The sequence below is a fragment of the Stieleria magnilauensis genome (assembly GCA_007753675.1).
GTDB lineage: Bacteria > Planctomycetota > Planctomycetia > Pirellulales > Pirellulaceae > Stieleria > Stieleria magnilauensis.
The window spans coordinates 10,127,408-10,143,046 of sequence record CP036432.1; the positions used below are offsets into that span (position 1 = coordinate 10,127,408).

Annotated in this window: 1 protein-coding gene (running past one end of the window); it reads right to left on the reverse strand. The window is 59.4% G+C overall.

Translation table 11 applies throughout. The features are described from left to right. Positions 1 to 15,639 carry the 3' portion of a CARDB domain-containing protein gene (locus TBK1r_RS35940; RefSeq protein ID WP_145220840.1) on the reverse strand. 26,304 nt of this gene lie beyond the right edge of the window, so 15,639 of the gene's 41,943 nt are visible here — the last part of the coding sequence; the start codon falls outside the window, past its right edge — the gene reads right to left on this strand; its stop codon occupies positions 1 to 3.

Sequence of the window (15,639 nt, forward strand, 5' to 3'; positions counted from 1 at the left end):
TCAACTGAATCTGAATGTCGGCTTGCGCCGATGCGGCAATAGCGGATCGCCCCAGAGCACGTCCGCCAGATCCTTCCAGTCCTCATCGGCCGACCCGAACACCGAATCGACGCTTGATCGACGTCGCTCCTGCTCGTCCTGTTCCTCGTTGCGTCCCGGGCTGGATCGCATCAGGGCGGCGAAGGACATCGATGCGAGGATGGCAAGCGACACGCCGGCACCGATTTGTGTGATCCTGCCGTCAAACGCTCCTGGGCCGACCGTTGTCGGTTGTTCGGCATAGAAGCTTTCGGTGAGGCCATCGGCCGGCACCCAGACGGGCGTTTCGGCGACGAAGCACTTGATGAACAACCCGCCGACAAAATCGGCCGCAAACGAGGCTGTCGCGGCGATCTCCATCGTCCGGGCAAGGTCTTGGCCGGTCAGATGCCCATAGGCCATTCCGCCCACCGCCCCCAGAACACCCGGTGACATCGCCTTCATCGCGTAGGTGATACTGCCGCTACGCATGAACGCCGCATGGCCGGTCACCGCAAGCCCTCCAAAGATGCTGCCGATCGCGGTGCCGATGCGATTGTTGTAGTCGTATTCGGCCAGCAATTCCGCACGCGAGCCTGCGTTACTGTTGGCGACCGCGTTGGATCCCATCACGTAGCCGAACGCCGCCCCAAACGGATTGGAGATGCCGTTGATCGCGCCCCGAAACGCCTCATTGAACTGAACCGATTTCCCGCTCAGGTCGGCACGCGTGGTCACATCCAGCACGCCATAAACGGCGCCGGCCGACACGATGATCACGCCGACCGAACCAAAGGTGGCGACGGTCGCGACGGCGGACAGTCCGGCCATGGCCACCGTGGTCGATTTCACACCGAACAACGTGTTGTCACGCATCCCCTCGCGACCGGCGTCCATGATCGCCTTGCCGGTCTCCGCGTCAAACACACTGACGATCGCGCCGACCTGGATCACCCGCACGTTGATCGCATCGGTCAACGCGTTGGACAGCCCCACCAGTACTTCATCGATCAGGGTGTTGTCCTTCACCCATTGAATCATCTGCTGGGTGCGGTTTGCGACATCCGCCGCCCAATCATTGAGTTCTTCGATCAAAACCGGGATCAGCGCGTTGCCATAGGTGTACAACCCGAACGAGTCGTTGTGCACCAGGACAAAGTGATCAGTGCCGGGCAGTCGAACGTGATAGTTGTGGTGCTCGGCGACGCAGAAGTTGTACACCGGCTGGGCGGGAGATTCGTTCGGCGTGATGGCGGTGATCGTCAATGCGATTCCGTCGGCCGTCACCAGCGGATCACCGGGCATCAGGTCGCGGGCGAGTTTCCAAGTGCCGCGATGGGCGAGAGAGATCGCGGGCGGCGTGGCATGGTGATCGTATTCGACTTCGGCATTCAAGACGAAGAACGGGTGTCCCGCCGTTGTCGTAATCTTGGAATCGCCGAGATGGATGTCGATCAATTGCTGCGGGGAATTGTGGTACGTCTGGCTCACAGTGCCGCCGGTCGTCTGCTTTGTGGGACGGAGCAACCGCTGATCCAGCGCGGCGGTCGCTGCGTGTGTCGCGTGCATCCATTGCCCGGCTCTCTGTTCAAGTGCGACCACATCCTCGTCGAAGGTCGCCGATGCGACACGATCCCCGGCAGCGATCTGTTCGATCCGCTTTGCCGTCCCGTCGGCCAACAAGACTTCGGTGCCGGCGGGGAAGCAGTACTGCTCGATCGCATCGGCGCCGGCCAACGTGTATTGCTGCATCACCGCGCTGCCGGACAAACTGCTTCCCGCGGGAATCGACTCCATCGCAGCCGCCTGCACGCCACGGAAAGCGGCTCCGGCAAGTGAGCCGGTCGTGGCGACGGTCCAGGAGGAGACGGCGGCGGCCGCGACGGCGGTCAAGGCTTCGGCTCCGCCGGCGGTCGGAAGCGCTGGCGGGGCGCCCATGAACATCGGCACGCCGGTCGGCGAATGGTCCAGCATGCCTGGCGTGCCGGCGGCGGCGTTGGACGTTTCGACGAAATCGACCAGCGAATCATACCGTCCGTTGCCGGCGAAGCTGATGTCGATGTCGCCGTCAATGTAATTGCCGTTTTGCGTGACGACCTGGTCGATGGCTTCGGTAAACGCAGTGGTAACCGAGCCGATCGTACGTGACCCCGTCACGGACCCTGCCACGTCGGATTGCCGATTGAAAACGCCTGTCTGCGAGTTCGACGTTTCCGTTTCAGTAAAGGCATCCTCGCCATCGAGTTCAACGGAGAAGACCCCGGAGGAGTTTGTCCCGGATTGATTCAACGTGTAGGTGTCGGTCCCCGTCGTCGTGCTGGTGGCATCACCGGTCAGGGCGTCCGCGTCGACAGAGCGGCTGTAGGACTTCACGCCGCTGCCGTTGAGGGTTGATTCGCCGTTTGCGCCGCGGTCCACCAATTGTGTAAAGGAGTAGGTGTCGGTGGCTGTCGTAACGTGCTGGAAGGCACCGGTGATGCGATTTCCGGTCGTATCGGTTTGCGCCACCTCGGTCGAAGTGGAATCAAAATCGATCGTGACCCCGCCCACAAGACCGTCCTGGGAAAGGGTGGTGATGGTTGTCGAGTCGACTTGACCGGCGACCTCGCCCGTGACTGAATTGCCGCTGCCGGTCGATGATGTGTCGCTGGAAACGCTGTTGACCACGGTGTGATCGTGCAACCCGTCGACGGTCACGACGGACTGTGTGGTGACCAGGCTCGACTGCGACGCTCCGGTGCTGCTCCAAAGCCCCGTGATTTCGTTTCCGGTTTGAATGTCGGTGGATTCTTCCGAGGACGTTTCGTCGATCGAGAGCACCGTTCCAGCGGCATCCGTCAGTTTCCGCGTGACCGCACTGGAAAAGTCAGCATCGGTTGAACGATCGAATGATCCGACGATCGAATTGCCAGAGTCCGTCGTCGTTGACGTGGATTCGGAGGTCGACGTTGCGGAATACGATTCGGTTCGCGTGCCGGATTCGTTCAACGACGTTGACTGGGATGCCGTTGACGTTAGCGAGTAGATTCCGGTGATCGCATTGCTTGTCGAAGAAGCCTCGTTGGAGCCGCTGCGAATGGCCGTTTTCGTGTCGCTACCGTCCGCATACGTCGTGTTTTTGGTGTAATCATATTCGTCCGTCGACGAAGAGACGACCGTGACTTCCGAACTGATTCGGTTACCGGTCGACGTGGAGGTTCCCGTCATCGACGTCGTTTCGGTCAGTGTGAACGAGCGGTCGCCGATCGTGCCCGATTGGTTGGTCGAGGACGTATCGATGGTGGTCGTCGTTTCGGCAAAGGCTCCGGTTACACTGTTGCCCGTGGTTTCGCGTGTGACCGACGCGTTGTAACTGGCGGCGCCGATGACCGAGCGGTCCGTATTGCTTTCGGCCAGATCCTGCGTGGCCGCGGAAGTGGTCGTCGACGTGGACGTGAACAAACCGGTGATGTCATTGCCGATCTGGCTGATAACCTCCTGCGACGTCTCCCCCGTTTCGCTGGTGCTGGATTCCGTCTGATTCGTCGCACTGCCGGTTCCGTTTGTCGTGACATCCTTGGTCACATCGTCGGTGTACTCGCCGCTGGTTCGATTTCCGCTTCGGCTGCCGCTCGATTCTGTCGTGCTGGTTGTGGCGGCAGTTTCCGTCAGCGTTTGATTCGTTTTGGATTGGTTTGTGGTGACAGTGCTGGTTGAAGTAAACGTTGTCTCGTAGGTGTCGAATCTCGAATTGCCGGTTTCGGTGCTGGTCGAAGCGTCCGACTCGACTTGTGTGGTCATGACCGTGAAGGTCTGATTCGTGGTCGTGGCAGAAACGGTCGCCGACGATTCCATGATCGACTGGGTCGTGTAGTCACCGACGATGCGATTGCCAGACGCGGTGTCGGTGATCGTGGTCGTGGCTTCACGATGCATCGTTCCCGCCAGCGTCTGGTTGGACTGTGTTTCATCGCTGGTCGTTGATTGACTCGATTCACCCGCCGAGGTGAACGCCCCGGTGATCGCGTTCTCACTTCCCGACCCGGTGCTGGTCGAGGTGGTGGTTTCGGCTAGCTCGATCGTCTGCGTTTGATTCGTGTCGGTCTGCGCCTTCGTTGTCAAACTGCTGCCCGATGAAGTGAACGCCGAATTCCCCGAATAATCGTTCCCGGTGGTCGTTGATTGCGACGTGCTGCTGGACGTGACCTCGATGACACTGGTCAGCGTTTGATTGGTGGTCGTTTCGGTGCCCGATCGACTGGCACTGGAATCGACAACTTCGGCAAACGCCCCGACCACGCTGTTACCCGAACGGGTCGTCGTTACATTGGAATTCCCTGAGTCGGTGACAGCCAAACTGAGTGATTGATTGGAACTGGTTTCGCTACTGGAGTAACTGGACACGTCCGTCGTGAGGCTGGAATATTGCCCCGTTAGCCTGTTCGATCCGCTTTCGGTGTTGCTAACCAGTGAATTCGTGAATGTTGTGTCGACCGTGACAATCCCTTGATTGGTTTCCGTCGAGGTTCCCGCGGTTGAAGACTCGGTGCGTGCCGTCGTGTCATCGCTGCCCATCAAAACGTTCCCATCGGACGTCGACATGGTGTGTGAACTCGTGCTGGATGTACGAGTCCCGCTGAGATCCAGGTACGCATAGGTCTCATTGAACGTCGTCGCGGAATCCTTGATCGTGGTCGACGAATACGCACCGGTCACGTGGTCACCAGATCTCGTCACGGTCGATGTCGAGTTGTCGGTCGACGCACTGGTCGAATTCGGGTTGACGAGATTCGATTCTGAATGGGAACTGGTTTCGGCCGTGGTCACGGTCGCCGCGTAGGTTCCGTCGATTCGGTTGCCGGTTTCCAAGGTTTGAGACTCGGAGTCGTTACTGAAAACCGCATTGATGACCCAGACTTGATTTACATCACGCTGCGTGCCTGAACCTGCGGAGATCGTCGTCACGTTGGAACTGTAGTCCCCCGTGATCGAATTGCCGGACTCCGAGGACGTCGTCGCGGACGTGGTCGTCGAGGTGCTGTCGGCATCAAGCGTCTGATTGTCGACCGTGGCGATCACGATCGTTTCGGAATCGCTCTGCGAGTCGCTGGCGAATTGGCCCGTGATCACGTTGGAGGTCGATTCGCTGCTGAACGACGCATTCACGGTGATCGTCTCACCTGCAGTCTCCGTTTGCACCGTGCTTTGGGAGATCGTTTCATCCAATGACGTCCCGGAACTGGTCGATACCATCGCTCCGGTGATATCATTTCCCGTGGTGCTGGACATCGACTGAGACGAATACTTCGTCACGACGGTCGAACCGTAGCCCTGGTTGCTGGCCACCTCGGTGCGAACGCCACTCGACTGAGATGTTGTTTCATCGGTGACCAAGCCACTGAACTCGTTGCGGGTCGAATCGACTTCGACACGTGAATTGCTCGTCGCGTCAATGTTGACGGTCAGCGACTGATTGGTGTCGGTTTGATCGATCGTGACATCCGTCATCGTCACCACGTTGGTGGCCGAACTGCCCGCCACGGAATCTCCACTTCCAGACTCAATGATGTTGGTGACCGTTGTCGTGACCGCATCGATCGTCAGCGGCCCGTTGGTATCGGTCGAGGTACGAACCTCGGTGGACTCGCTGGTGGATGCCTTGGTGTAGGCCCCGGTCACGGCATTCCCGCCGCTGTCGGATTGAAATGTGGTATCGACGGTCGTGACGTAGGAAACCGAGAGAGATTTGTTGGTGTCGCTGCCATCCATACGCGAGGACTGTTCGCCGGAATTCGTGTCCGTAAAATCGCCGGTGATGGTGTTGTTCGTCCGCGTCGCAGTAGACGAGAACGTTGACGATTCTGAAACGGAGGCATTGAGCGTGCCGTTGACGACTGTCTCGACGCGTGTGCGGGTGCCGGAGTTTTCGGTCGTTGAACTGGATTCTCCACTGATGGAGTTGGACATAAAGTCTTGAATGCGGGTGGACGACTCGTCGACAGTCGCGGCGACCGACAGTGATTGGTTGGAGATCGCGTGCACCACCGTGCTTTCATCTTCAATTTGGTTGCGACCGCTGGAGGTACCCAAGATCGAGTTGCCCATCGCAGTCACGTGCGTGGTTTGTGACCCGGTCGCGGTGAAGGACTCCGAGCGGCCTCGATTCGTTTCGGTTTCGGTCGCAGCGGATTCGGTTTCGGTTTGTTCCTCACGCGTGAAGATGCCGGTGATCGAATTGCCGCCGTACTCGATCAAACGTTCGCTCTCGGAACCCGTTTCATTGACGCTTCGGAGGCCGTTATTGGTCATTTCGGTCGATCGGTCCGATTGAACAATCGATCGGGAGACGTAACGGGTGTCGCCAAGAACACGCTGCTCGTGACGCATCGTTTCATTGGTCGAGTGGTCGGTGACGGACACCTCAGTGGTCTGTGTCCCGTTCGTCGATACTTCGGTATGAGTCACCGTTTCGTCAGACATTGACTCCGTGTCGACAACTCCGATGATCAGGTTACCAGCCGAATTGCTCTGCGAGGTCGCGACGTTGACCGACGTCGTGGCCGATGTCAGCGATCCGTTGGTGACCGTCTCCACACGAGTCACCTCGGATGCACCGCCCTCCGAACGCACCACCTCGCCGGACAAATTGTTCCCCGAGGAGGTCCCGGATGAGGTTCCGGTTGTCTGAACGGTTACCAGATTAGTGAGGGATTGATTGGTGATCGTTTGGCTGGAATCGGAACCGCCGATGGTCGTCCACGAGTCCATGTAGTGCCCGGTTACGCTGTTGCCGCTGCGCTCGGTTTCGGTTCGACGTGTCGAGGTCGACGTACCTTCCTCTCGATAGGTTTGATGGGTCACCAGCGTGGTGCCGCTGACCGTGTGCTGGATCACCTCATTGCCTTCGAAGTAGCCGGTGACACGGTTTCCGTTGCTTAGGCTGGACGAGGTCGCGTCGGTCGTTTCATTGGTCTGGACCGTACGTGAACCGTTGACAGAGGTTTGTGCGACGATGATTTCGGATTCGCCCGACCGCAACTCTGAGTAATCTTGGGTGAATCGATTGCTGGTCCGATTGATCTGCGTGGTGCTATCGGAGGTCGTCAGGGAGGTATTGGTTTGATCCTGATTGGTGGCACTGACTTCGATCCTGGCTCCGACCCAGGTGTTTTCTTGGCTGGTGGAATCGCCGGTCACACGGTTGACGAATTCCGTTCCGCGACCGTCGGCGGTGGTCCCGGTCCGACGTGTCTCGGTCAGTGTTTGATTGGTCCGTGTGACGAGCGTGGCGCCGTCCGAATAGAAATTGCTAAGCACGGTGAAGTCGCCGGTGAAGCGATTCCCGTCTTCGGTCGACCGTCGAGTCGTCTCGGAAGTGCCGAATTCCTGGTCGGTGAGCGTTTGGTTGGAATGGTTGGAACCGTGGTCTGATTCGGTTTCCTCAAGTGTCGTGATGACCACATCTCCGGTGATCTGATTGCCATCGGATTCCGAGTGCGTCACCTCTGTCGAACGACTTGCCGTCTCGGTGTAGCTGGAGATGTTTTCGCGGCGCGAGTTGGAGTTCCGCGTGACAGTTGAATCCGAGACCGAGTTGAAGATGCCGGTAATGGAATTGGACGTGGCATTCACGACGGAATCCACTTGGATGGTCGAATCGCCGTTGATTCGTTCGGGGCGGATCGGGTTTTCGGTCGCAAACGGAGCTCTGGGAATCATCAATGGGCCGTTGGACGAACCGGAGATCGTTTCGGTCGTGCTGAAGGACGTGTCCGAAGAGACCGATGCGCCGCTGATCAAATTCCCCGTGGAGTCGAGTTCTTGGTGGGACGTCGTTTCTGACGTGACCAGTTTTGTCGACGTCTGGTTGTGCTGGGTGTGACGCGATTGTGAGTCGACGTCAATGACCTGAAGACTGCTAAAATTCCCGACGATGCTGTTAGAAGATTCGTTGGCGACAGCCACGGTCGAGGATTCTGAATGCGTGAAATCAGTCTGGCTCAACAGCGTGGGGGTCACAATGGAATCGCGGACGTCACGGGTTTCGCTGGACGTTGACCGTGAACTGGTCGATTTATCCGTTGAAATGGCGTTGCCCTGTGTCGTCGAACGATCGGATGAATCTGTTCGGACCGTGGTGACGATACTTTGGTCTTGATTGTCGGATGTCGTTCGTTGAGTCCCCTGTGTGGTCCCTTCCACGGTGCGTGTGTAGTCGCCCGTGACGGTATTGGAATCGGTGCCCACCCTGTCGGTCCGTTTCGACTTGGTATCGGTCGTGCTGAACTGGGTTTGGTTGACCAATCGTCGTTGCGACTCCGTCTCGGTCATGGCGTTTTCGGTTTTGCGAACGTTTCCCGACCGCGAACTACCGGAGCCCTCATAGCGAGTTTCTGATTCGACGGTTTCATCGGTCTCGGTGCGAAGCGGCCCGTTGGTCGTCGCTTTGACGGTGACCACGTTGGCATAGCTGAATCCGTCGAATTCGAAATCACCCGCCTTGGCATTTCCAGCCTTATTGGACTCGCCGCTCGTTTCGGTGGTCGATTCAGACGTCTTGGTCTCGGATTGATTCGTTTGGGTCGTTTCGGTCGTGTCCGAGGAAGTGCTGCGTTCGCGGATGGAGAAGTCGCCGCTCTTTTTGTTGCCCGTCGCGTACGCGGTCAGATCTTGCCTGCCGGTCGACTCGGACGTGACGACGGAGGTCTGGTTTTCGGTGCGACTGTTGGAAGAGTAATCGGTGTGTCGCGTTTCCTGGTTGGTGTAATCGCCTTCGTAGAAATTGCCACGCTGGCTGACGTTCACGCGTGTGGCGGATTGCTGGGTGGACTGCGAACTTTGCTGCTGGTTGTCCGTATTTGAATCGACCATCGACTCGGACAGGCTGGACGTGTAAAAGCTGAAATTGCCGGCCTCGGCGTTCCCGCTCCCTTCCATGAGGGACGAAGAATTTGCAGTTGCAGTTGAATTCTTGGTCAGGGTTTGGTTGGTTTCCGTGGTCGTCGTGTCGGAGGAAGAGGTGGAGGTGGTCTCGATGAAAAAGCTCCCCACAACGCTGCCTGACTTGAACGTCGTCGAGTTGAATTGACTGGTGCCGGTGGTATTGATGTCCCTCGGCCCGGTCCGTTGGCGTTGTTCAAGGATTGTGGTTTGGGAATCCCGCGTGATCGTGATGTCATAGTCTTCACGCGAAACCATCCCGACTGAACGGAAGGAAGACATCGTGTCGGTGCGGTGAACGAAGCTGAACGTTTGACGTCCGCCGCGGTGATCCACCGACGACTCGGTGTCGATCGTGTACTCGCGTGTGATCGAATGAACAGGTCCAGATTCGCGCAGCACTTCGTGACTGTTGTCCGTGCCACGGACGGTAAACTCACCGACCAGTGCTGAACCGCTGCCACCGATTAGACTGTCGATTTGGGACTGCAAATCACCATCGACGAAGCGTTCACCGCGGGTAAAGGATTCGCTGGTCTTGTCGGTGGTCAGCACCCAATCAATCACGCCGTCGTCGAAGGTTTTTTCGTCCACAAACTGGCTGGTGGAACGGACTTCCGTTTCCGATCGTTCGGAGATCGTACTGGTATTGAAACAACTGACGCCTTCGCTAGAACCGTCGAAAGCCGTTTCGTAGCGATCGACAAGGAAGGAACTTGCGGCAAAGGAAATCGGGTCGAGTCTGCCGCTGGCGAGCACCTTGCGGATATTGATCGACGACCCGCCGCCGGATTGGCTGGCGTTGGGCTCGCCTTGGCCGTCGCTGCCGGCGGTGGCCAATCCGTAGGAGTAAACGAATCCGCCGTAACCGACGGACACGACGTCAAACGTTCCCGACGACCGATCGAAGGTGGCACGGGTCGACAGACCTGCCGATCGAATCTCTTCGTCGCTCGGGGGTTCCACGCGACAAGACTGCCCACCACCCTGGTCCCCTTCGGGTCTCAGCGGCGAGGCAAAACTTTGGATGGTGGGCGTGGTATCGTTGCCGTCGTCGTCGACCAACACCAGCTTTTCGATGTCTTCTTCGTTGACTGTGTTGACGATGTTGGCCAGCGAGACCGCGACGCCGCCGGTTCGGTTCTTGTTGTCCGTGATCTGAACGGTGATCGCGTAGGGGCCTTCACGGTCATATTCATGTTCGGCAACGACTTCAAACGCCAACGGCAGATCGTCCATCGGGACGATCGTGCCTTCGCCCGTCGTTCCGTCACCGAAATCGATCGTCGCGGTGAATTGGCTGGCGGTGGCTGTCGGGTCGCCGGCGATGAACCGCGCGACCGCGGCCCCCGCATCGCGTTGAAAGACCTCGTTTTCGCTGATCGGCCGGCGTTCGAAGGCGTAGATCAAATCGCCGGTCGCGTTGATCGGCGGATTGGCACGGACTACCTTTTTGCCGTCTGTAAAAACGATCTGGCCCGAGTTGTTGATGATGTCAAAGCCGCGAACTTCATCAATTCGACCGATTCCCGGCAACGATTCGCCGAGCGTGACGACACGATTGAGCCCGATGAACAGCGGACGAAACAGCGTGTCGTTTTCCAACTCGCCGGGGAAGAAATTGACGGCGTGCAGGCTTTCTTTTCCATCGGCCATCGCCATGAACGAAATGGTGAAGAACGGGGTACCGGGTTCCTCGCCGACTTTGGGGCCGTTGATTCCGACCGGGCCGCCGAGGATCGCCTGAATCGATCCCACGTCCTCGCCATCGATCTCGACCTCGTTGGCGTCCAGGGTTCCGTCGCCCGAGATGCCGACAACCTTTGCCCACTTGCCGTCGCGGGCGTTGATGACGTAGACGCCTTCTCCCATCGGTCCGTCACCGGCGACGGCGGCGTACCCGCTATCGCTGATCGCGGCCCGATCGCCATACGCCGTGAACTCATTGCTGCTCGTTTCGTTCAGATCGAAATCGACGATCGTCACGTCACCGCCCTGGGTCGTGTAAACACTGTGGCCGGTGTCGGCCATCATGGCGTAGCTGATCGGCCGATCGATCCCGACCGACTTGTACGGCTGGCGTCCCTGATGTCCGTACGTCACCAGATTCAACCCCGGATCTCCCGCGCTGCTGTTCGTACTGGCCACAAAGATCGACTGCCCGGCGTTGTTGACCGATGCCGAATGCGGATAGATCGCGACGAACGGCGTGACGTACAACTGCGGCACCCAGATCGGCGCCAGCGAGGTTGCCAACGAGACCGCGTTGAGAACGTCAAAATTAAAGTTGTCCGGGTCTTGGAAGACGTTCCAGACCGGATTGACCGGGGTGTAATACGTGCTGGACCAGACCGGATTGAGCGTCCAAATTCGCGGAACGAGCTGGAACGAGGCGCTGATCGCAAATCCCACGACGCCCGGCAAAAGACCACCCAGAATGGTCACCAGCTGCAAATCGATCATCATCGGGTTGCCCCAACGAAGCCCGGCGTTGGCGATGCCGAGATCGCCCACCCCGATTTGCGTTGGCGTCCCATACCGATCACCGCCGAGCACACGCTCGCCGTTCCACAATTCCGCATACGTCAACAAGACATCGGTGAATGTCAGGATCGGGATCCCCATGATGGGCATACCCAACATCGCCGCCGCGTTCATCTGTCGCTGGGCAAAAATGCGATCCTGGTCGTTGATTTGAACGATATGACTGAACAGGGCAGTCGGCACGCCGCCGGTCCCGTTGTTGGGCGGCTGTGACACTTGGTTGCCGCCGCCGACAAAGCTTTCCGGCACCAGCGACAACGCGCCGGTATCTTCGCTCCAGATGTACAGGAAATCGCTTCCGCCATTGGTGGTCTGGAACGCCACGTTGCCCTTGTTGTTGATCGACACGCCACTGCCGATCTCGCCAAGGTTGTCGACGACCAGGTCAAAGCTGTAGTTGGACGGCCTTGCCCGCAGGATGACCTCAACGACGCCTTCGCTGCTGGCTTGCGGCGGTGGACCGGCGAGTGCATTGCCGGGGCCGTCGCCGGGATCTTCACCATCGGCAGCCGGAACCGCGGGCGGCGGCGGATCGCCCGAGGCCGCCGGCGGTGCGACTTCTCGCACCGTGTACGTGAAGGTATCAACGACATCGATCCCGTCGGCCTGCAATTGCGCGATCGTCGCACTGACCGTCGGGTCGTAACTGAAGCTGCCGTCGGGATACACGATCACACGCGCGCCGTATTGGCTGAATCCGTCGAAGGAAGCTTCCAGGATCGTTCCGTTGCTGGCCGCGTCGGGATCGGTGTCGTTGGCCAAGACTCCGTTACTGGCGGGCACCTCGATCTTCTGCGTCGCAACGGTCCAGAATCCGCGTTCGACTCCGTCGGTACCGGCGATCGGTGCATCGTCCACTCCGATCACTTCGATCCGTACCGTCGCGATCGATTCGGCGCCTCGTTCGTCGAGCACCACGTACTGGAACGTATCGATTGCCGTTTCGCCTTCGGCCAGTTCCGCGAACGCTCCGGATGGATCGTAGTCGAACGTTCCGTCCGGCCGCAGCGTCACGAGTGCACCGCCGGCGCTGAACAGATCTGTCTGACTGGGGTCGATCAGCAACGGCGGCGGCGAATCGATGTCGCTATCGTTGGCCAACAGACCATTGGCGGTCGTGGTCGTCAGCAAGCCGTCGGCCGAGACGCCGGCGTAAAAGTCGTCGACGGCGGTTGGGGCGTCATTGATCCCCGTCACCAGCAACGTCACCCACTCGGTCGCCGAGTCGTCGAAACCATCGGTGACGCGAATCAAAAAGCTGTCGCTGGTGGTCTCACCGGGGCCCAAGGATTGAATCCCGGGCGATCCGGATGCATCGTAGACGAACGTGCCGTCGGCGGCGATGATCACGGTGGCGCCCATTGAACTGGTCACCGTTTCTTGCACCATGCTCAAAGCCGCATCGGCGGGCAAGCGGTCGACGTCGGTCGCCCCGACCAGCAACGATTCGAACGTCCCCCCGTCGATCTCGCCGTCTTCACTGATCGTGATCGACGTCGGTGCCGCCGTGGGAGCAAGATTGATGCGACTTTGCACCCAGATCTGTGCGACAGCGGTGTCGCTCAGCCCCGAAGGATCCGAGACCGTGTAAGTGATTTCGTCAAAGAGATGCTCACCGGCCGCAAGGTTGTCGAAAGCGGCCACCCCGGTCGGATCGTAAACGAAATCACCGTCAACCAGACCAATCGACGCACCGCGCAGACTGGTGGGCGCGATCAATGTCACGGTCAATCGATCATTGACGTCGGGGTCGAAGTCGTTGACGATCAAGTCGGCCGGATTGATTGCGACGGGAACGCCGGCGCGGGTGTACAGCGTCGGCGTCAGCTCGGTCGCCAGATCGTCCACCGCGGTCGGACCAGCGTTCTCTCCGCTGATGGTCAGATAGACGGTGGCTGTTGCGGGTTGATTGCCGCTATCGCGCAGCGAGTACGTAAAACTGTCCGTGATCGTTTCGCCACTGGCAAGCGAATCAAACACGCTGCCGGGAGTGAACGTGAAGCTACCGTCCGGCGCCACGCTGACCACGCCGCCCCATCGTGTTTGTGGATCGAATGATTCGATCGCCGACACACCGGCCGCGTCGTTGGCACGCAAGCCGTTTGCCGTGTCAACCGTTAGCACCGCCGATGCCGACGACGAATAGTAGTCGGTGACGGCAACCGCAGCGGCCGAAGAGGGAATCTGCATGGCAAGTTGCAATTCGCCCGTCGTCGCTCCTTGGGACAAGTCCGCGACCGTGGCGGTCGCAAATCCGGCGGTCGGTGCGGTGGTTGCCGTGTAACCGAACGTCAGCTGATCCCCGGCACCCAAACCGTCGACAGCCGGATCGATCGCCGCCAACGTGATGGAATCCAATCCGGGAACAACCGAGACGCTCCACGTCGGGGGAACGACCAGGTCGCTGACAGTGACGTCCGTCGGGATCGGAACCGAAATCGAATCGAGTCGTCGCGAGAGTTCCGCAGCACCGGTCGCCGTGATCACGTAGCGGTACTCGTTACCGATGGGCGTGACGCCGACTTGCAGCTCGGGCGCCACCGAGGAGTCGCACGTCCATGACACTTCGGTCGGTTGACTCTGGCGTCCGAGTGCGTCGATCGCGGAGAAGTACAGCGTGTGATCGCCGTCCGGGAACGGAGCTCCATTGATCGACTCGATGTCGGTCGGCGTCAGCGTGAACTCGCCCGCATTCAGATAATCGTTCAGGTCGAACACGCGTCGGGTGAACGTGGGATCGGTGCTGACGATTGCGTTGGTGATCGCGTTTTCGGCGCGCAATTGGCCATGGACGATCGGCGGCGTCAGCGTGCCCTGGTCGATCACGTCGAAGGTAAACGTCGGGGGCAGCAATTCGCCGCGCGTGAACACGAACGTTTGCTCGGTGATGTTCCCCGCCGGGTCTTCGCTCGTCACCAGGAACTCGTTCGCGCCGACTTCCAAATCGACGACGAAGAAGAACAACCCCGACGCATCGATCGTGGGCGTCTCGTTTTGCCCGCTCATCGTGACACGGCTTCCCGGTTCCGCCGTCCCGATCATGTTGACTTGGTTGTCGGTGGTGTGATTCGCTCGGACGCTGCTTCGATGGAATTCGAGCATCTCCAGCGTGACCGCCTGCGGGGGTGTCGCATCGATGGTCAACACGAGCGGATCGGACGGTCCGGCACGATTGCCCGCGGCGTCTTCGATGGTCGCCGTCAGGCTGTAGGTTCCCGAATCGAGTGTCGGCAACGTGTACTGGGCGACTCCGGTCGACAGGACTTCGCCGACGAAACTCCCGTCGGCAAAGAACTTGACCAGGGCGCCTCGCTCGGCGAACAAACGGACGGTCGGTTCGGTCTGGGCGGTCAGATTGTCAAACTGGTCGTGCCCCAGATCGTCGGACGTGACCAAATCTGGCGGGGCTTCGATCGGTGGCCCCGTGCGGTCGAGATCAAACTGAAGCTCGGCGCTGGATTCATTGCCCGCCGCGTCGGTCGCGACCATTGACAACAGATGGCGTCCGTCGGGCAACGTGTCACCGAACAGCAATTCCAGTCGTGCCAAGTCGATCGAAAGCAGGTCTTCGTTGAGCGCCGAGGTGATGTCGATCGGCGCTCGACCGTCCAGCGATCCGACCAGTGACACCACATCGGAAGCGTCTCGGACCAGACCGCCGATCGTCGGATCTTGGGTGCGGGTGTCGGTGTCACTGCGTCCGGTGTCGTTGATCAGATCGATTTCGAAAATCGGTCCGTCTTGATCGACGAACACGACGTTCAGGTTGACCGTTGCAGTGTTGCCGGCCGGATCGGTCGCCAGAACCTGCAACGCATTAGTGCCGGGCGTCAGCTGGACGCCTGCGATTTGAAACCGGTCAAACTCACCGGCCACGGTGAAGTTTGGTCGTCCGACCAGTTCCAGACGGGTGCCTCTTTCGGCCGTGCCGACGAGGGTGACCGACGAAGTCGTGGTATGGAACGGGCTGCCCAAATCGGCTCGTTGCTGCGCCGCGAGCAACCCGACGGTCGGTTTGATGAACGTGTCATCGAACGTGATGAATCGCGGCGCGGTAAAGAAACTGACGTTGCCGGCTGCGTCGATCGCTTGGGCGACAAATCGATGCCGCCCGCGTTCGCTATCGGCCGACAGTGTGACGATTCCGCCTGCATCGGC